Source organism: Spirochaeta cellobiosiphila DSM 17781 (genome assembly GCF_000426705.1).
Classification (GTDB): Bacteria; Spirochaetota; Spirochaetia; order DSM-17781; family DSM-17781; genus Spirochaeta_E; species Spirochaeta_E cellobiosiphila.
Map to the genome: position 1 here is coordinate 180,064 of NZ_KE384554.1, position 17,675 is coordinate 197,738.

The 17,675-nt window shown below is 37.5% G+C and carries 17 protein-coding genes; 7 read left to right on the top strand and 10 right to left on the bottom strand.

Annotated features, from left to right (window positions below):
* Positions 1 to 19 precede the first annotated feature (19 nt).
* The 5 genes from K345_RS0107660 to K345_RS0107680 all read right to left on the bottom strand — a co-directional run bounded on the left by K345_RS0107660 (position 20) and on the right by K345_RS0107680 (position 4,621).
* A complete protein-coding gene (locus tag K345_RS0107660; protein WP_037571592.1) occupies positions 20 to 595 on the bottom strand; it encodes a hypothetical protein in 576 nt (191 codons plus the stop codon).
* Positions 596 to 597: 2 nt separating this feature from the next.
* On the bottom strand, positions 598 to 1,662 hold the full coding sequence (locus K345_RS0107665; protein ID WP_028973663.1) for an RnfABCDGE type electron transport complex subunit D: 1,065 nt from the start codon (positions 1,660 to 1,662) through the stop codon (positions 598 to 600).
* Positions 1,646 to 2,917: a 4Fe-4S dicluster domain-containing protein gene (locus K345_RS20195; protein ID WP_037571594.1), complete on the bottom strand. Its 1,272-nt coding sequence runs from the start codon at positions 2,915 to 2,917 to the stop codon at positions 1,646 to 1,648. Before K345_RS20195 ends, K345_RS0107665 begins: the two co-directional genes overlap by 17 nt.
* A gap of 8 nt (positions 2,918 to 2,925) precedes the next feature.
* A complete protein-coding gene (locus tag K345_RS0107675) occupies positions 2,926 to 4,005 on the bottom strand; it encodes a hypothetical protein (RefSeq protein WP_028973664.1) in 1,080 nt (359 codons plus the stop codon).
* A gap of 136 nt (positions 4,006 to 4,141) precedes the next feature.
* A complete protein-coding gene (locus K345_RS0107680) occupies positions 4,142 to 4,621 on the bottom strand; it encodes a divergent PAP2 family protein (RefSeq protein WP_028973665.1) in 480 nt (159 codons plus the stop codon).
* 96 nt (positions 4,622 to 4,717) lie between these two features.
* On the opposite strand from K345_RS0107680, the gene K345_RS22270 reads away from it, so the two are divergent.
* The 3 genes from K345_RS22270 to K345_RS0107695 are packed head-to-tail and all read left to right on the top strand — an operon-like array spanning position 4,718 to position 7,707.
* Complete coding sequence (locus K345_RS22270; RefSeq protein WP_053228138.1) at positions 4,718 to 5,668, top strand: pseudouridine synthase; 951 nt, start codon at positions 4,718 to 4,720, stop codon at positions 5,666 to 5,668.
* Between the two features lie 7 nt (positions 5,669 to 5,675).
* Entirely contained in the window at positions 5,676 to 6,560 is an 885-nt protein-coding gene (locus K345_RS0107690) for an Asp23/Gls24 family envelope stress response protein (RefSeq protein ID WP_028973666.1), read from the top strand.
* Positions 6,553 to 7,707 carry a tetratricopeptide repeat protein gene (locus tag K345_RS0107695; protein WP_028973667.1) on the top strand — a complete coding sequence of 385 codons (1,155 nt, stop codon included), beginning with the start codon at positions 6,553 to 6,555 and terminating at the stop codon, positions 7,705 to 7,707. Before K345_RS0107690 ends, K345_RS0107695 begins: the two co-directional genes overlap by 8 nt.
* A 9-nt stretch (positions 7,708 to 7,716) precedes the next feature.
* On the opposite strand, the gene K345_RS20205 is transcribed toward K345_RS0107695, so the two are convergent.
* Positions 7,717 to 8,787 (bottom strand): tRNA nucleotidyltransferase/poly(A) polymerase-related protein, encoded by a 1,071-nt coding sequence (locus K345_RS20205; RefSeq protein ID WP_053228139.1) that lies wholly within the window; start codon positions 8,785 to 8,787, stop codon positions 7,717 to 7,719.
* Positions 8,788 to 8,922: 135 nt separating this feature from the next.
* Here K345_RS20205 and hisS point away from each other — a divergent pair, with 135 nt between their 5' ends.
* A complete protein-coding gene (gene hisS / locus K345_RS0107705; protein ID WP_028973668.1) occupies positions 8,923 to 10,221 on the top strand; it encodes a histidine--tRNA ligase in 1,299 nt (432 codons plus the stop codon).
* Positions 10,222 to 10,231: 10 nt separating this feature from the next.
* Positions 10,232 to 12,727: a helicase-related protein gene (locus K345_RS0107710; protein WP_028973669.1), complete on the top strand. Its 2,496-nt coding sequence runs from the start codon at positions 10,232 to 10,234 to the stop codon at positions 12,725 to 12,727.
* Here the strand turns inward: K345_RS0107710 and K345_RS0107715 are convergent.
* The 3 genes from K345_RS0107715 to K345_RS0107725 are packed head-to-tail and all read right to left on the bottom strand — an operon-like array spanning position 12,714 to position 14,654.
* Positions 12,714 to 13,340: a Crp/Fnr family transcriptional regulator gene (locus K345_RS0107715; protein WP_028973670.1), complete on the bottom strand. Its 627-nt coding sequence runs from the start codon at positions 13,338 to 13,340 to the stop codon at positions 12,714 to 12,716. The two genes, K345_RS0107710 and K345_RS0107715, sit on opposite strands and share 14 nt — an antisense overlap.
* Positions 13,341 to 14,348 carry a 3-dehydroquinate synthase gene (locus K345_RS20210; RefSeq protein ID WP_053228140.1) on the bottom strand — a complete coding sequence of 336 codons (1,008 nt, stop codon included), beginning with the start codon at positions 14,346 to 14,348 and terminating at the stop codon, positions 13,341 to 13,343.
* Between the two features lie 9 nt (positions 14,349 to 14,357).
* A complete protein-coding gene (locus K345_RS0107725) occupies positions 14,358 to 14,654 on the bottom strand; it encodes an ArsR/SmtB family transcription factor (RefSeq protein WP_028973671.1) in 297 nt (98 codons plus the stop codon).
* A gap of 81 nt (positions 14,655 to 14,735) precedes the next feature.
* On the opposite strand from K345_RS0107725, the gene K345_RS20215 reads away from it, so the two are divergent.
* On the top strand, positions 14,736 to 15,866 hold the full coding sequence (locus K345_RS20215) for a cysteine desulfurase family protein (RefSeq protein ID WP_053228141.1): 1,131 nt from the start codon (positions 14,736 to 14,738) through the stop codon (positions 15,864 to 15,866).
* A gap of 10 nt (positions 15,867 to 15,876) precedes the next feature.
* On the top strand, positions 15,877 to 17,034 hold the full coding sequence (thiI, locus tag K345_RS0107735; protein WP_028973672.1) for a tRNA uracil 4-sulfurtransferase ThiI: 1,158 nt from the start codon (positions 15,877 to 15,879) through the stop codon (positions 17,032 to 17,034).
* Here the strand turns inward: thiI and K345_RS0107740 are convergent.
* Positions 17,024 to 17,602, bottom strand: coding sequence for a hypothetical protein (locus tag K345_RS0107740; RefSeq protein WP_028973673.1), 579 nt, complete (start codon positions 17,600 to 17,602; stop codon positions 17,024 to 17,026). The two genes, thiI and K345_RS0107740, sit on opposite strands and share 11 nt — an antisense overlap.
* Positions 17,603 to 17,675 lie beyond the last annotated feature (73 nt).

Genomic DNA, 17,675 nt, shown 5'->3' on the forward strand with positions numbered 1-17,675 from the left:
TAGTGAATGCTATAACATTTTATCTTATTGTGGGTATTAACCACGAAAAGACCAAAGACAAAGTACTAAATATTACAATTGCCAAAAACAATATTGGTAGTCCTTGTAAGATTGGCACAGGAGGTTCCAGTTCATATCTATCACGAATAGCAATGACTAACTTAACAGCCACCCACAATCCTAACATGAACAAAATAGCTCCTACCAAGGCCAGGACCAAAGCTATATCATATTGTGTCAAAAATAGCAAATACGCCGTAATTAGAGCAGAATCACCCCATTTATACGGTTCTGATGAAAAATATTCCTTAAGGGAAGCATCATAGAACCGAACTCCATACATCAAAGCCCATTTGCTAAAACCATATATAATTAAAATCACAGGAAAATCTAACACATCCAGTTCATAAGGAACTAAAACAAAGTGACTGATAGGCCAATAAACGAGAGTTAAACCAAGTAAGTGAAGAGTATTCCCGGTAATCTTCAAACCAAAATCTCTTCGTCCCTCCAGTATAAGAGGCAAATAATAAGTACTTAACCCATAATAAAATAAAGCGTTTCCAGCTAACAACACAAATAATAAATAACTCACAATCAAAACCTCTTCATTATGTTCTGGTCGATTTTTTCTGGTATTTTATTGAGAAGAGGAATAATAGCGCTCACCAACAATAATCCTTCTAAAACACCATCCTGAAAAGGGGAAAATATCCTAAGGAGAGCCACTATAATACCAGATAACACAGCATAAATACTTTTTGCTATCTGAGCATTAGGAGCAATAGTTATGTCAGGTAATAGATAGAAACAAGATAACCAGAAAAAACCGGTACTCATATGGAAGAGTATATCCCCGGAAAAATAACCTGTACTAAAAGGTAGACCACCAAGTAAAAAAACGACAAAAGCATAAGTCACTGCATAGAGAAAAGGAATTGTCCAGTCAATAATACCTCTAATAACTAAATAAGCCCCTCCCAATACGATAAAAAAGAGAGTTATCTCACCTAGGAACCCTGGAAATTGGCCCGTCAATAGGTCAATATACCCTTCCGGTAGTCTAATGGATAAAGGATCAAGAATGAAATGGTTGATTTGATTCGTAAAAAAACCATCCCATTCACTTTTAGGAAGACCTGCCTGATCCAAAATGGCCATAGGATGACCATTAGTTGCCTTTTTAATAGTCATCAAAGGATTAAGTGTGGACTCAATACCATTCATATTACGAGACATATGCCATTTATTGAATAAATCAGGCCAGGAAAATCTTACAAAGACATATCCCCAAACCACAGGATTCATCCAATGTCTTCCCACTCCCCCTAAAATGCTCTGGGTCAAAAACAACCCAATAAAAGAAGACAAGAAGGGAAAGACAACATTAGTAGAACCTGAAAAGAGAAATCCATTCAGCAAGCTATAAAAAACAACAGAGCGTATGTTTATTCTGTTTTTCATAGCAAAATGGCCTAATCCCTCCGCAGCTAATCCTCCTAAGAAGGAAAAGAAATAAATAAATAGGACATAAAATCCCTGTAAATACACAGCATAAACAAGAGCGGGAACTAAGCTAAGGGATAATTCGAAATAAAGAGACTTTGTCGTTATATTACTATGCAAGTAAGAACTAGGAGCAAAACTATGTTGTCGATGCATTAATGGTATCCTGGAATTTATTTATTAAAGGAATATGACTAGGGCAGACAAAATCACAAATTCCACAGAAAGAACATAAATCAAGCCCTTCATCAAAGGCAATTTCCGTTTTATCTGCATCTATTAACATAGATAAACGACTTGGATTAAGTCTACTTGGACAAGTACTAATACACCATCCACAATGAATACAGGAGTATTCCTCTCCTTTAGTACGATGCTTGTCTTCTAGTATAAACAAATTGTTAATATCTTTTGTGATAGGCATATCAAGATCCTTGATTTGAGCACCACGAAAAGGCCCTCCAACTAGAACTTGATCATTATTTTCTATAGAGACTCCACAATCTTCTAATATAGTCGATATTTTTGTTCCTATCCGCACTTTTAAGCAAACCGGTTCAGCATCAACAGAAGTTATACTAAGGTATTTTTCAACCATTGGCTTATTATTATTTATAATATCAAAAAGACTATGTAAAGAAAGAGTATCATAAGTGATAACATCCTCTTTATTAAGTCCGAGAACTTTAATCAAAAGGCTATCATCACCTTGAGGATATTGATTTCTCGTAGGGACAAAATTGATATCCAGTCCCAATCTCTGACAGCGATTTTTTATTCGGTTAAAATCTTTTTTGTCTTCACTTGTATAAGCCCAGACAAAACGAGCCTCTCCATAAACATTATGAAGAACATTTACAGTCGAGATGAGATCTTCCCATCGCGTTTGAAGAAGTACTTTTTCATTAAACTGATAGGGTTCTTTAGGAACAGAGTTAATAATCACACAGTTAATCTTTTTAGGATCTTCTGCTAATTTTTGACTCAAAGGATAACCTTCTGAATCAAGGGCGCCAAATTCTAGCACTTTATCCCGGAGCATTTGAATATTGTATTCCTGCTTTGGTTCTGGAGGAACATCCTTACCAAGACGATGAAATTCCCCACCAAGACTAATTAAAAATGCTTTTGTCTTAATACCTGACCATGTCTCATAAGGAATAACCCTCTCAATGCGACCTGGAACAGGGGAATGAATAGAGACGGAATTTATACCGTCTCCTTTAATCAATATCTGTTCTTCTTGTACAAAATCACCATATTCTACCAAAGCAGTACCTTCGGAGCCTTGATGTTGAACCCAGGGGATAAGAGCCAACTTTGGAAGTTGGCCATTCTTAACTTCTAATATTTGAACCTTTTTCATGGGGAATAACTCGACTCCCCCGGCGAAACTACGAGGTATGTTCATTCAATATCCTAAGAAAAAATCGTTATCTTTTTATTATTGTATCGATATAGCAGTATAAATGCTGAAATAATCAAAATCATATACCAGTATATCACATAGTACGAAACTTTAAAGGGGGATGCTTTAGCAAAACTCATCTGACTAACCTTCTCTAAAAATTGGAATTTACCCAACTTAGCCTTCGATAAATCCTCTTCCCAAGTCTGATCATGCAGGCTATGGGTATTAAAACCTTTCAATTTGACGGAATATTTTTTGTATTCTTCCACCAACATCGTTGCAGACATTTTTATTTGATCCACATCCTGATTTGCTAACACACGTTCTTCCACTCGCCCTTGAGAGAAGGAACATAACACAAGGGACACACTAGATAAAGCCATTAAAACAAATAAAGATCGAAAGGAATATTTCGAAGGAAGGATTTCTACTGGAACAAATATTTCATGCTCCCGTTTAATAAAATCTTTATAAGTCCTCAAAGTCATGATATAAGCAATCAAAGATACTCCTTCTATCAAGGTCCAAAGAATCACTAAAACTTTCGCCATAAATAAACTAGGAATAAACAAACAGGCGATGACTCCATAGACAACCTTGGACCATTTTTCTTCTTTATAGAAAACAATAGTCCATACAAGAGCTGATAGTAGAAATATAAAAGGGAAGAAGCCTAAATTAAAAATAAACGCTCCTTGTACAGCAAACCAAGGAACAAGATGAGGACGTTTTAACTTATATGAAGTAAAACCCAAAATGAAAATAAATAGAACATAGAATAAAATGAAAACAGCCGGTCCAGTTACAGGACTAAAGGCTTCAATATCACTCTCCCCAAAGGAAGTAACAAATTCATCATATAAAGTGGGATCAGTAAGTAAGACCAACAAACCATTTGAGGAATGAAAAAAGCTTTTAAGATCATCAAAGACGCTATCATAACGAGGATCATCTCTATACATATAATCATCCACATCTTTTAGTTTGACCTCTTTATTCTCCCAAAATGATATAAGAGGTATAGTTAAATTGTCCAAACTAATGATATTTTTCTTCAAATGATCTGATAAACCATCATATTGGTCCACAAAGTTATCACCTCTATAGTTGAATAGAAGCAAATCAGAGGTTATATTCTCGGGCCTATACCTTGCAAAAATTATAAAGGACAATATGGTACAAACCAGTAAAATAAGAGGCCAGAAGTACTTTGTCATGAAGTTATTAGAGGGAACAGAAAGCTACAGCAATAAAAAAGCCCAGGATTATACCAACAATAACCTCTGTTGCCTTATGCCCTTTTACCTCCTTAACAGGTAGATACTCAATATCTAATTGTTCCTGTAAATCTGCCCCTAATTTATTCATTGTTTTTGCTTGAACACCAGTAGCTTTTCTCACGCCTAGAGCATCTCTTATAGTCAAAATAGCATAAAACAGACTCAACAAAAAGACGGCTGACTCCGTGCCTTGCGTAATCCCAATGGAAGTGGTTAGACTAGTGACAGTGGAACTATGACTGGATGGCATCCCGCCTGTTCGCCATACTAATGTTATAAGAAGGTTTCTATCAAGCCGCCCTCTGGCTTTAAAGGCTTCGATGAGAGCTTTAATACCCTGGGCTATGAACCAACTAAATGTGGCACTTAAGAAAATAGGATGACTGACAACTCTGTACAGTCTGTCGATTGGAAAGTCGGCCATATTAATTAAGAATCCTTCCTTTATATTTTAAATAAAATACAGTATAAGGATTATCAACAGATTTTAACAGATCTGTAAAGAGTTTCAGGAGCTATTTTGCGTAGGGATAGATTTAAAAGCTACAAATTAACGGAAAATGAACAAGGCAAAAGGGTTGACAATATTGTAAAATCTTTACTGCCTCAACTCAAAAAAGGTGACATATACAAAGGGATACGTAAAAAAGATATTCTTATCAATGGTAGGAAAACAGAGGCCAACTATAATGTGATGACCGGAGATTCTCTTGATATATACCAAGGATATATTAAAAACCTCGATGAGATATCTCAAGAAGAAAATCATTTGACCTTCCATCTACCACCTATTGTTTATGAATCAGAAGATATTGTGGTCTATAATAAGATGGATAATCTAATAACACAAGGACCGGCCAGTCTTGAGAGTGAACACTATCAATATTTTATATCAAAAAAAATCGATAGGGTTAGCTTTAGACCAGGCCCCCTTCATCGACTTGATAAAAACACTTCAGGTCTTGTGTCTTACAGTCTTAGCTTAAAAGGAGCCAGAAGTTTTACAGAAGCTATCCAGGAAGGAAGAATTAAAAAGCTATACCTAGCAGTCTTAGAAGGCCATGTAGAGAACAAGATCCATTGCCAAGCACCACTGATACCAAACTCAATGAAAACCCTTGTGTTTGAACAAGCAAATGATAAAACAGTAGAGGCCGAAACTATTTACCATCCTCTCGAATATAGAGATGGTAAAACGACAGTAATCATTGAGTTACTAACAGGAAGAACTCACCAAATCAGAGCCCATGCCCAATACATTGGCTATCCAGTGGTGGGGGATTATAAGTATGGAACTAAGGATGAACATATGTACCTGCATAGTGCAGCCCTCTACCTTCCTACTCCTATAACCGAAGAAGGACAATGGATATGGGGACAACCACCGAAATACTACAACAAGTACATTTCTCTGGAAAACATAGAAAATCTTATCCTAAACTTCATCAAAAAGAATTATATTACACACTAGAGGACATATGAAAAAAATAAAGATAATGCACCATTTGTATTGGGTTCTCAAAGGAGTCAAAGTCTATGCCCTTGTAGGAAAAAGTGGAACAGGCAAGTCCTTTAGAGCCAAACTAGTAGCAGACAAATATCACATCAACTATATAATAGATGATGGTCTTTTTATTAAAGAGGATCGTATTCTGGCAGGTAAGACGGCCAAACAGGCAGACGGATACCTAACAGCTGTAAAAACAGCAATATTTGAAGATATTGAGCATAGAGAAAACGTCCTAAAAGCCCTGACAAAGGAAAATTTTAATAAGATATTACTTATAGGGACAAGTCGTAAGATGGTTAACAAGATAGCGGATAGACTCGAATTGCCCCATATATTCAAGTACATTCAGATAGAAGACATAGCCTCCAGATCAGAAATCGAACAAGCTCTCCATAGTAGAAATCAGGAACAGAAGCATGTGATTCCCGTTCCAGCTGTGGAAGTTGGAAAAGACTATTCCAGTATACTTGCAGATTCTGTTAAGATCTTCCTCAAAGGTGGAATCAACTTATTCCGCAAAAAGAAAAGTTTTAATAAAGCTGTAGTCAGACCTCAGTTCCATCAAAACAAAGGACGGGTGAGTATTAGTGAATCAGCTCTTAGTCAAATGATTCTACACTGTATTGATGAATTCAATGACACTCTTAAGGTATCCAAAGTGAGCATTAAAAACCGTAACGAAGGATACATGGTTCATCTCACCATAACGGTTCCCTTTGGCCAATCTCTTCCCAGTAGCCTACAAAAGCTTCAAAATTATATTATTGACAGCATTAGTCGTTATACTGGTATCCTAGTAGAAGAAGTGCATATAACAGTAGAGACAATCAAAGGTGGTATTAGAGATGATTAAAAAGCGGAGACTCCTTAGTGTATTGCTATTAGGTTTTATCTGTGTATTCTCCTATGCAGAATTAACAGAGACCACATCTGAACATTTTGTAATATATAGCGATAAGACCTTACCGGAAGTACAAATACTGGAAGAAAGCCTGGAAGACTTCTATCAATTAGTAGACGAATATTTAACCTTTCCTACAGAATCTAACCTGCTCCCGTATAGAGTTTATGATTTTTCAACAAAAGAAGAATTCCAACAGCACCTCCTGGAATCAAGCCTCCCCACCAATTATCAACCACCAATTTATCTTCATTTTGAAACCCCTAAATATAGACGATTATTAGGGGTTGACCTAGTTGAAAACTGGACACAAACAAAACAGCAATTAACTATACAACTAATTCGAGGTGCCTTTGGGACTCCCCCGTATTGGTTACAAGAAGGGTATAGCTTATTTTTTAGTGATACAAACTGGAATAATAAAATTAGCCAACCTCAAGCATCAGCCTGGTTACTGGAAGCAAAAAAAATAATAAAACAGGATAATCCATTCCAATATATAACCAATGAAGATGGATCGAAGGGCGTATCACGTGAGGCAAGAATCGCTAGTTGGGCGTGGGTCAACTTTTTAGTTCACTCTCCCAGCAACTTTGATAATAGACGAATATGGAATGCTTGGCATTTAGTAAACAAATCCTATGACAGGAATAAAAACACAGAAGCAGTAGCTCAACAATTATTCCTCCACAGTCGAAATGAACAAGAGTGGAATATAGCCATTAAAGAATTTTACAAAGGACAATTAAGCTTTTCAGAATCTCTAGGGCAGTTAATAGATTATATTAAGAACGATAAAAGCAAAGTTGTTGACAAAATAACTCTCATGGAAAACACCTATCCGGATATGGATTACCGATTTGATTACTACTGTGGTTTGTACTATTACCAGAACTCAGAATGGGAAAAATCAATAAAGTACTACAGACAAAGTATTAAAAAAGAAAGTCCAGCGGGCTTAAGTGAATATGGCTTGATCTTGGCTTTATACAAGAATAATCAAATCCCAGAAGCAAAAAGCCTCTGGGAATCAGCACTGATATTTTCTGAAGAAACATATAAAGCAAGCTTGAACAATTTAAACAAGCTATTTGAATAGCTAGCCCCTCTAAAGGGGCTTTTTTCTTTTAAGAGGACGAGTGGTGGGCCATTTATTCTTACGAAAATAATAACGCATGGCCCCTTCAATATCCTTATTGGCAGCAATAAGAGGACTTAAGCAATTCTTAGAAAACTTAAGAACATGATTAAATCTTTCCTTGCTGATTACTTGATCAAAATTTTCCTTATCCCACAAAGGTTTAAGTAAATAATAGATCATTCGACTCCTGCGATCTTCGCCTTCCCCGTGAACATGCTTATCCAGCTTCTCAAGAGAATTAAGAACTGTCTTTTTCCTGGATCCCTGATCCATAAACCTGGCAATCTCAGGAATAAAATACTTCAAAACACCGTATTCATAATAAGTAGCTATGATCCCTTTGGCCGAACCACAGCTGAGAACTTTGAATAGTTCTTCTGTTAAACGACTTACAGAGCAATTAGCTACATAAGAGGCATCCTTCTTTACACGTCTTTTGAGTCGGAAAGTCAGATCGAAGTTAATTGTTACCTTATACTTCAAGCATCTTAGAATACGTACAGGATCTTCAACAAAGATAGTTTTAAGAGGAATAACAGGTCTAATCTTACCTTTCTTAATATCCTTAAAGGCACCCAAATAATCGATGACATACTCATCTCTTGGACAGTAGTATAAGGTATTAAGAGTAAAATCCCGCCTTAAAGGATCTTCATCCAAAGTTCCATAGATGTTTTGTCCATCTCCCGACTCAGCACTCCTAAAGGTAGATACTTCCAAATATTTCTGATGTGAAAAATACACATGAACTAAACGAAAGCGTCGACCAATAATCCTAGAATTACGGAAGATTCTGCGAACACGTCTGGGGTTAGCATCAGTACAGATATCGAAGTCCTTAGGAGTTTTACCAACAAGGAGGTCACGAACAGCACCGCCCACGACATAAGCTTCGAATCCAGCTTCCCTTAACTTATGGGTCACCCATAAAGCATCAGGGTCAATCATGTCACGGGTTATCTTGTGTTCCTTTTGGGTATAAATCAGAGCTTGTTTCTTCAGCTTACCAGTCTCAGACTTAGTGTATCGTACTAACAAATGATTAACTCCAGTTACATCACATTAGAAAGATATAATTGTATCTGTACTTCGAATTAAGTCAAGGTGCAGTTGAATGTTCCCTTATTATGTTGCATAGTAGGTTGGTAAAAATTCATTAGAAGGAGCAGATCTGTGTCAATTATTGAGCCTAAGATTTTGAAAGGTTTTCGCGATTTTTTACCACAACAGGAGATGCAGCGCAAACATCTTATCCGCACCTTGGAAGATACCTTTGAAAGCTACGGATTTGTCCCCATTGATACACCGGTTCTAGAATATACGGAGGTTCTCTTAGGAAAAGGGTCAGGAGAAACAGACAAACAGCTATATCGATTCAATGATAACGGCGGAAGAGATGTGGCCATGAGATTTGATTTAACCGTACCCTTTGCCCGCTATACTGCCGCTAACAGGCATAACCTTTATATGCCTTTCAAACGCTATCATATAAATAAAGTATGGAGAGGTGAAAAATCTCAAAAAGGCCGTTATCGTGAGTTCTATCAATGTGATTTTGACATGGTAGGAGTGGATAATGCCTGTGCGGATTTTGAAATTCTTCAATTAATGAATAAATCCTTTCAAGTACTCCCTGTTGGGGACTATCAATTTCATTTATCACACAGGGGATTATTCAACCTGTTCCTGGAAAGAGAAGGATTAATTGATAATTCTGTTGGAATACTCAGAACAGTAGATAAACTGGCTAAAATTGGACGAGACAAGACGCTCGAACAACTCAAAGAATTTGCCTCTGAAGATAAAGCGAATAAAATACTGGATTTCATATCCCAGAAGGGTGAATTTATTCAAGTTCTGTCTCAATTAGAACTACTCTCAGGGGGATCTTCTGAAGCTAGTGAGCGATTAAGAGAGATATGGAAACTCATAGAATCCCAAGGATTAGCAGATAAATTTATTCTTGATCCTTCCATCACGAGAGGTCTGGACTACTACACAGGTATTGTGTATGAGACCTTCTTAACTGAAGCGCAGGATATCGGATCAGTGTGTTCCGGTGGTCGTTACAACAACCTGGCAGGATTATATACCAAAGAAGAATTACCAGGAGTAGGATCTTCTATAGGTCTGGATAGACTGTTAGCAGCCATGGAAGCCTTGAACAATGAGGAACAAAACTATGGCCCTCAAGTCATCATCTTCAATCAAGACAAAGAGCTCTACCCCTATTACTACCAATTAGCAGAAGATTTGCGTCAGGACGGATTTATGACGGAAGTCTATCCCTTAAGCAAAAAACTTCCTCAACAATTTAAGTTCGCTGAAGCTAAAGGTTTTACCTTTGGATTAATCGTTGGTCAAAACGAAAGAGCTGAAAACAGGTTAAACCTTAAGGATTTACGAAGTCGTGAGACAAAAGATCGCTTATCCTATGAAGAAGTGGTGGCTTACATCAAAGACAGAGTATAGACTTTAGCATATGAATCCACATGATTTACCAGTTTACAAAAGCCGTCAGAAAATTCTTGATTCTCTAAAAGAAAATCAAGTCATTATTGTTGAAAGTCCAACAGGGTCAGGTAAGACAACCCAACTTCCTATCATACTTCATGAAGCAGGGTATACAGATCGAGGAATGATTGGGGTAACACAACCCCGTCGTATAGCAGCTCTCTCAGTAAGTGAATACATAGCCAAACAGCTTCAAACAGATTTTCCTGGTTTTGTCGGCTATAAAATGCGGTTCGAAGATAAAACAAACCGGAACACACATATAAAGATTCTCACAGATGGAACTCTTCTTCAAGAAATCAAACATGATAGAAACCTGGAAGCCTATCAAGTTCTGATTATTGATGAAGCTCATGAGAGAAGCCTTAACATTGACTTCATACTGGGATTAGTAAAAGGTCTCCTCCCCTTTCGACCAGATTTAAAAATCATCATTAGTTCTGCAACATTGAAGACTGATGAATTTAGTCAATATTTCAACAAAGCCCCTGTTATCTCTATTGATACACCGACCTACCCAGTTGATGTCATATATAAACCCTTAAAAGAAAGGGGTTACTTTATGACAATCGAAGACAAGGTAGCAGAGATACTAGCAGAATTAGTAAAAAACAAAGAAGAAGGGGATGTACTGATTTTCCTATCAGGAGAAAAAATAATTAAGGATACAATGCAGAGACTATATGCAGAACCTTATCAAAAGACTCTCCACATCATCCCCCTTTATGGTCGTTTAGGAAAGGAAGCCCAGGAAAAAGCTTTTGAACCAACACCAAAAGGTAAAAGAAAAGTTGTTTTAGCTACCAATATTGCGGAAACCTCCATCACAATTGATGGAGTAACGATCGTCATAGATCCTGGTATGGCTAAAATTAATTATTACAACCCTAAAACCTTTACATCCACACTCATGGAGGAGCCCATCAGTAAGGCAAGCTCCAACCAGAGAAAAGGACGGGCAGGACGTACACAACCTGGTAAATGTTATCGTCTCTACACAGAAGATCAGTATGTAAAACGCCCCCTTTATACAAGGGAGGAGATATATAGAACGGACTTGTCAGAAGTTGTCCTACGAATGGCAGAAATCGGTATTAATGATTTTGAATCCTTTGATTTCATAAATCCTCCTGGCAGACAGGGTATAGCAGGAGCTGTACAGGTTCTCAAAATGCTGGATGCTCTTGATGATCATAATCATCTTACTGATATTGGTAAAATGATGGTCGACTTCCCCCTATTGCCACGCCAGAGCCGTATGATAGTGGAAGCCATCTATCGTTATCCCCGAGTGTTAAAACAGGTTATTATTGCTGCCGCTTTCCTAAGTACAAACTCCCCTTTTCTTCTTCCCCAAGGAGAGGAAATGGAAGCACGTCACGCCCATCATAGCTTTCGAGATCCTTTAGGAGACTTTGTGTCCTACCTTCATATGTTTAATAATTATAAGGAAACAAAGGACAAAGATAAGTTCTGTGAGAACTTCTATCTTGATAAGAAAACCATGGATGAACTGATTAATATATCAGGTCAGTTGGAAGAAATTATCAGTGAACGTTCTATACCAATTGAAGGTGGTGGTGATTATGCAGATTACCTTAAAGCCATTGCCAGAGGAAACTTGCAGTTTGTCTGTATCAAGACAGGACGGGGCATCTATAGAAGTATTGCTGCAGAACAAATTCAAATCCATCCAGGTTCGGTTATGTTCAAAGAATCTCCCCAGTTCCTCGTAGCAGGTGAGGTTGTTAAAACCAGTCGTGTTTTCGCACGTTCAGTGAGTCCCTTAGATAAATCATGGCTTAAAGAGGTATTACCTACCATAACAAAAGAACTTATAACACATAAGATAACAGGGGATATTCAAGACAATCGCCGGGGAAAATCCAAAGAGCGTCGAGAAGACTTCACCGATCAAACTCGTATAGAGGGTGTTGTCGTTCCTATTAAGAAAACTAAAAAGGGTCATAAAACCTTACAGCTTCACTGGGAACAGGTGAAAGCTGCCCTGGCTAAGAAAAAAATAAAAGAATTAAGTCATCTAAGAAGCTTACGTGCTGATTTATATGTGAATGGACATTTGATTTTTGAGAACATGAAATCAATGGAATTATTCGCCATTCTAAATCAGTATAATCCTGACAGAGCTATCATTGATCCAATATCAAAGCATAAGACCTATGTAATCAAGAATAAAGATAATACCCTTATTAGGGACTTATGGCAGGTTCTTAAGATTAATCCAGTCTCAAAAAAATCCAGAAAAATGGGATTTATAGGATTAGAAACAGACGGACAAGGAGTCTATTGGTTCCGGGTGTATCCTAAATTCTTTACAGCAGTTGATGTGAGCTTAGGTAGTATTGAATATTTAGCAGATGATCTGGATATCCAAGGTGAACATGATGATCTGATTAATTTGAACAAACTTTATAGACAATTAAACAATTTTATGAGTTTGTAGAATGAGATTTAGGAACTAAGAGTTCAGAATCTCCTAAAGCAGAACGCTTAACAAGTCCCCGAAGCATAAAACTATCAAGAGCAGAGGGGACACTTTCTTTAACGATTCCTAAGTTATGACAAACCCAATCTGTAAAAGCATCCACATTTATTCTCATTCCATTGTAAGTAGACACCCCTTTAGAGGAAGAATACTTTAACAAACCCTCATATATCTGTTTATTGGTATTAGTATTAAGGATTTGCTGTATGATTTTATTAGCTCCTCTTAATCGATCAGCTAATACTTTAATAATCTTGATACTAAAAGAGGGATTGGATTCTAGAAAACTAAAAAAGGCAGCTTCGTTTAAAACAAGAAGTTTAGTGGTCTCTTCTGCTCTAGCCATAGCGGATCTTTTCTTTTGCTCAATAAGAGCCATTTCTCCGAACATGTCTCCCTTATTTAAGGTTATGAGCTCTTTATAGGCATCAGCAGAAGTTTTTTTTAATATAGTTACAGAACCGCTAAGGATGATAAACATCTCTTTGCCTTCCTGTCCTTCATCAAAAACGATCTCATCTTTTTGATATTCACGACAGTTCTGAGCCAGAACATCCTTATTGACCTTCATTTACAAACTCCACAGTTCTAACAATTTTTCTCGCTCTATTGTCAGGATTTGAGTATCCATTAAGTCCTTTTGAAGGATAAATCTTAGTTTACCAGCTTGTTTCTTCTTATCCTTTTCCATGTAAGCAAGAAGCTCTTCCTTACTATAGGTTGTAGTAGTATCAAAGGAGTAAGCATCCAGTAGAGAATTAATACGTCCGGCATATTCTGGATTGGTGACCCCCATGCTAACTCCTACTTGCAGAGCTTGTCTCATCCCCCAGGCTACCCCCTCTCCGTGACTTAGAGCAGATAAACCGGAGAGACTCTCCAAAGCATGACCAAAAGTATGACCAAGATTAAGTTGAGCTCTAATGCCCCCCTCTTTGAGATCCTGGGTAACATAGTGTCCTTTTACTCTCAAACAACGAACAACAACCTGTTCCAGGAGATCTAAATCACGTTCCAGAATGTCTTCACGTTTATTTTCCAATAAATCCAACAATTCTCCATCACCTAACATGGCAGTCTTAATCACTTCAGCAAGGCCATTCTTGAATTCATGATCTGGTAGTGATAAGAGGAAATCAACACAAATAATAAGATTTTGAGCAGGATAAAAAGTCCCTACCAAGTTCTTATAAGTATGATAATCAATACCAGTCTTTCCACCAAAAGCAGCATCTACCATAGCTAATAGAGTTGTAGGTACTAAGGTTAATCCACAGCCACGCATATAGAGACTTGCAGCAAAAGCTGTCATGTCAGTGATGACACCGCCTCCAACACCCATGATAATAGAATCTCTAGTTAAACCTTTATTAAGGGCAATTTCGAGAATCTGATCTACACTCTGCCAATGCTTGGCAGGTTCTCCTGGAGGAAGTACTAAATCCACTCCACCAGAAATAAGGGAAGAAGTATTAGTATCTGCAATGATTAACTTAGGGAGTGTAAAATCAATTAACTCCCTTCTAGTTATGTTAATATCGGTTTTAAAATTGTTAAATTCAAAGGTAAGTGATGACATTAATTGAGTCTACTCATTATCAAAAGATTGAACAAGACTTTTTACAAAGGGATCAACAATGGAGTAAATTCTTTTATTCCCTTCCGTTATTGATGACACAATGTTCTTATCTTTGAGTACAGCCAAATGCTGGCTTATCACTGGTTGTGGTTGGTTCAAACACTGCCATAAATCACTAACACAAGAGGAGTTCCTCTCAATTAGACATAAAAGTTTAAGCCGTAGGGGGTGCCCACAAACCTTAAGCTTTTGTGCATATTTATCTAACATTTCTTCTGAGCAGCATTGTGCATCGTTATTGTTCATAAACTTCAAGATATCTACTTTTTGTCCTTTTATCAAGTTACTATATAGGAATTATTATGACATTATCCTATAATCCCTGTCATGAATTATTTTGATTGGGCCGCTGCTGCTAAATTCGATATAGATACTTTCCAAAACATCAGCGACCAGTTAACCAGTCTTGCCTATAACCCTAGTGCACAGTACAAATTAGGAAAGGAATCTTTAGCACGTTTAGAAGAAGCGCGCCAACTAATATCTCATGCCTTGAAGGCTCAAAAGGGACGTATTATCTTTACCTCTGGAGGTACAGAATCTAATAATATGGTTTTTCAATCTCTGCTAACCAAAGTTAGCCCGGGACGTGTCCTTATGTCTTCTATTGAACATCCCAGTGTCTATAACACTAAGCAATACCTATCAAAATCTGGTATACCTGTGGATATAATAAAACCTGACCACCGAGGTGTTATTACACCGGATATTCTTAAAAGCCATATAAAAGAAGATACTAAAGTGGTTTCTATTATGGCACTTCATAATGAGACAGGAGTCATACAACCCATTAAGGAATTAGTCCAAACGGTAAGGAATATGCCAAAGGGTAATAACATCCTCTTCCATACTGATGCTGTTCAAGTTTTAGGTAAAAGTGACATTGATTTAGCCGATTGGGGAGTAGATGCTGCTAGCTTTAGTGGTCATAAAGTGGGCGCTTTGAGGGGGATCGGTCTCCTATACCTTAAAAAAGATCTGGACATTCCCCAAAAGGGAGGAGGCCAGGAGGAAGGTTATCGCTCAGGGACAGAAAATGTGGTGGGAGCCTATCATCTAGCCCAAATTCTTAAAAAAGGAATATGGCAAAATAAAGTAGATTTAAGTCAATTCTACGAAGAACTGAGAAAACAACTAAGATGCCGCTCCCTTCCCGTGGAAAGAGGTGAATATACAGACCTGTTCTCCCCCTTTATCCTAAATGTTAGTTTTGATAAGATCCCCGGGGAAGTTCTTGTTCGGGTAATGGGAGATAAAGGGTATGCTCTAGCTTCTGGGTCAGCCTGTTCCAGTAAAAAGAAAGAAAAGACCAGAGCCATAGAAAGTATGGGAATTGAGAAGAATACAGCCTTTAATTCTATTAGAATATCTATAGGCTATGATACAACCCAAGAAGAACTGGATGAACTCCAGCAAGCATTAATTGAGGAAGTAGCATTCCTACAGTCCCAATTATAGAAGGAAAAAAATGGATACTTATTTATTGAAAATCGGAGAGTTGTCCCTTAAAGGACGTAATAAAAACTTTTTTGAGAAAACTCTTGTTAAAAATATCAAACGAAGCCTTAAAGAAGTGAATGCTTCAGTAGAACAAAGAAGTGGACGAGTCTATGTACGGACCAAAGATGTTCCCCGTGAATTTATGGAAGATAGATTAAGTAAAGTTTGTGGAATTGTTGGTTTTTCCCATGCCCAGGAAGTGGAAAAGGATATTGATAGCATCATTGCCGCAGGGATCACTAAAGCCCGGGAATATAGCGACAAACCTTTTACCTTCAAAGTAGAATCTCGACGAACAGACAAAAGCTTCCCTATGGGCAGTTACGATATAAGTAGAGAAGTCGGAGGAGCTATGGATGACGCCCTTCCTCATGCTATGGTAAGAATGAAAAATCCTGATTTTGTTCTCACAGTTGAAGTTCGGGAAAAAGCTTATGTCTATGGTAATCCTTTGAAAGCGCCTGGAGGTCTGCCAGTAGGAACATCCGGACGAGCTGTTCTTCTTTTGTCCGGGGGAATCGATAGTCCTGTTGCCGGATATCAAATGATACGTAGAGGTTTACGGATTGATGCAATTTACTTTACAACACCCCCCTACACTTCAGAAGAATCCACGCAAAAGGTAAAGGATTTAGCGGCTAAATTAGCCCCCTGGAATGGAGGTATCAATCTCTTCATAGTCCCCTTCACTCCTATTCAGTTACATATTAGAAAAAAGGCTCCTTTAAGTGAAACCACTCTTCATACGAGAGCAGCTATGACACAGATCGCCGAACGTTTAGCCATCAGTCGTGAAGCAGGAGCTCTTATAACGGGAGAAAGCTTGGGCCAAGTGGCTAGCCAGACTATTGAAAGTTTACGTTTCACTAATAGCGCTCCCAATCTTCCTATCCTTAGACCACTCATTGGTACCGATAAAGAAGAGATTATCAAAACCTCTAGATTTTTAGATGCTTATGATATTTCTATTCTCCCCTATGAAGATTGTTGTTCTCTCTTTAGTCCTTCTAACCCAGTCACTCGTCCTGTATTCCAGGAAATACGAACTCATTTCGATGCCTTAGAATTGGACCCTTTATATGATGAGGTTATGGACAAAATTGAAAGGGTGAACTTTAAAGGGTAAAAACCTTATTCAGGTAAAAGACAGAGCCAAGTAGGACCTGGTGATGGATTCTCCATGACTTTGTCATCAAATATAATACTGTTAGTATCAAGATACTGACAACAACAGTAGTGATAAAGCGTTTCAGCTGGGTCCGCTTGATCTGTCGATACATATTTATCTCTTCAATCTTAGACACAATATAAGAGGTAGAAGGATGTTCATATGCTTGCGTTCTTAAGATTCTCTTTAATCTATTTTTAATCTTCACTATTCTGCTGTCGCATAGACTATTAAGGGCAATGCCACAATAATAAGGAACATCATCCAATCCTTTCTCAATTTCATCAATCCCTTTGGCAGTGATTCGTATATAGCGATGATTATTATCCTTAGTATAAACACGTATGTATCCTTTAGATGACAAGTTTTCAAGAACATCTAAATAAGTTCTATCATAACAGACTGATCTATTTATCTGGATATAATATCTGTGAAGAGTAGATCCTTTTAATACTTTGGGCTTAGGTAAGGAATAAATCCAAATTACTTTTAATAACTTTAATTCTATTGTTTGTAATGTTTTCATAATGTCTTAAGTTTAAGTGGGAGTTAAAAGATTTGCCAGCTCTTGTATCACATTTTTGAGAAAAAACAAAAGT

What these genes read in the sequence shown, in the direction of transcription:
- K345_RS0107665 (WP_028973663.1), bottom strand. Translation starts at nt 1,662, where the DNA reads ATGCATCGACAACATAGTTTTGCTCCTAGTTCTTACTTGCATAGTAAT.
- K345_RS20195 (WP_037571594.1), bottom strand. Translation starts at nt 2,917, where the DNA reads ATGAACATACCTCGTAGTTTCGCCGGGGGAGTCGAGTTATTCCCCATG.
- K345_RS0107680 (WP_028973665.1), bottom strand. Translation starts at nt 4,621, where the DNA reads ATGGCCGACTTTCCAATCGACAGACTGTACAGAGTTGTCAGTCATCCT.
- K345_RS0107690 (WP_028973666.1), top strand. Translation starts at nt 5,676, where the DNA reads ATGAAAAAAATAAAGATAATGCACCATTTGTATTGGGTTCTCAAAGGA.
- K345_RS0107695 (WP_028973667.1), top strand. Translation starts at nt 6,553, where the DNA reads ATGATTAAAAAGCGGAGACTCCTTAGTGTATTGCTATTAGGTTTTATC.
- K345_RS0107710 (WP_028973669.1), top strand. Translation starts at nt 10,232, where the DNA reads ATGAATCCACATGATTTACCAGTTTACAAAAGCCGTCAGAAAATTCTT.
- K345_RS0107715 (WP_028973670.1), bottom strand. Translation starts at nt 13,340, where the DNA reads ATGAAGGTCAATAAGGATGTTCTGGCTCAGAACTGTCGTGAATATCAA.
- K345_RS20210 (WP_053228140.1), bottom strand. Translation starts at nt 14,348, where the DNA reads ATGTCATCACTTACCTTTGAATTTAACAATTTTAAAACCGATATTAAC.
- K345_RS0107725 (WP_028973671.1), bottom strand. Translation starts at nt 14,654, where the DNA reads ATGAACAATAACGATGCACAATGCTGCTCAGAAGAAATGTTAGATAAA.
- K345_RS20215 (WP_053228141.1), top strand. Translation starts at nt 14,736, where the DNA reads ATGAATTATTTTGATTGGGCCGCTGCTGCTAAATTCGATATAGATACT.
- thiI (WP_028973672.1), top strand. Translation starts at nt 15,877, where the DNA reads ATGGATACTTATTTATTGAAAATCGGAGAGTTGTCCCTTAAAGGACGT.
- K345_RS0107740 (WP_028973673.1), bottom strand. Translation starts at nt 17,602, where the DNA reads ATGAAAACATTACAAACAATAGAATTAAAGTTATTAAAAGTAATTTGG.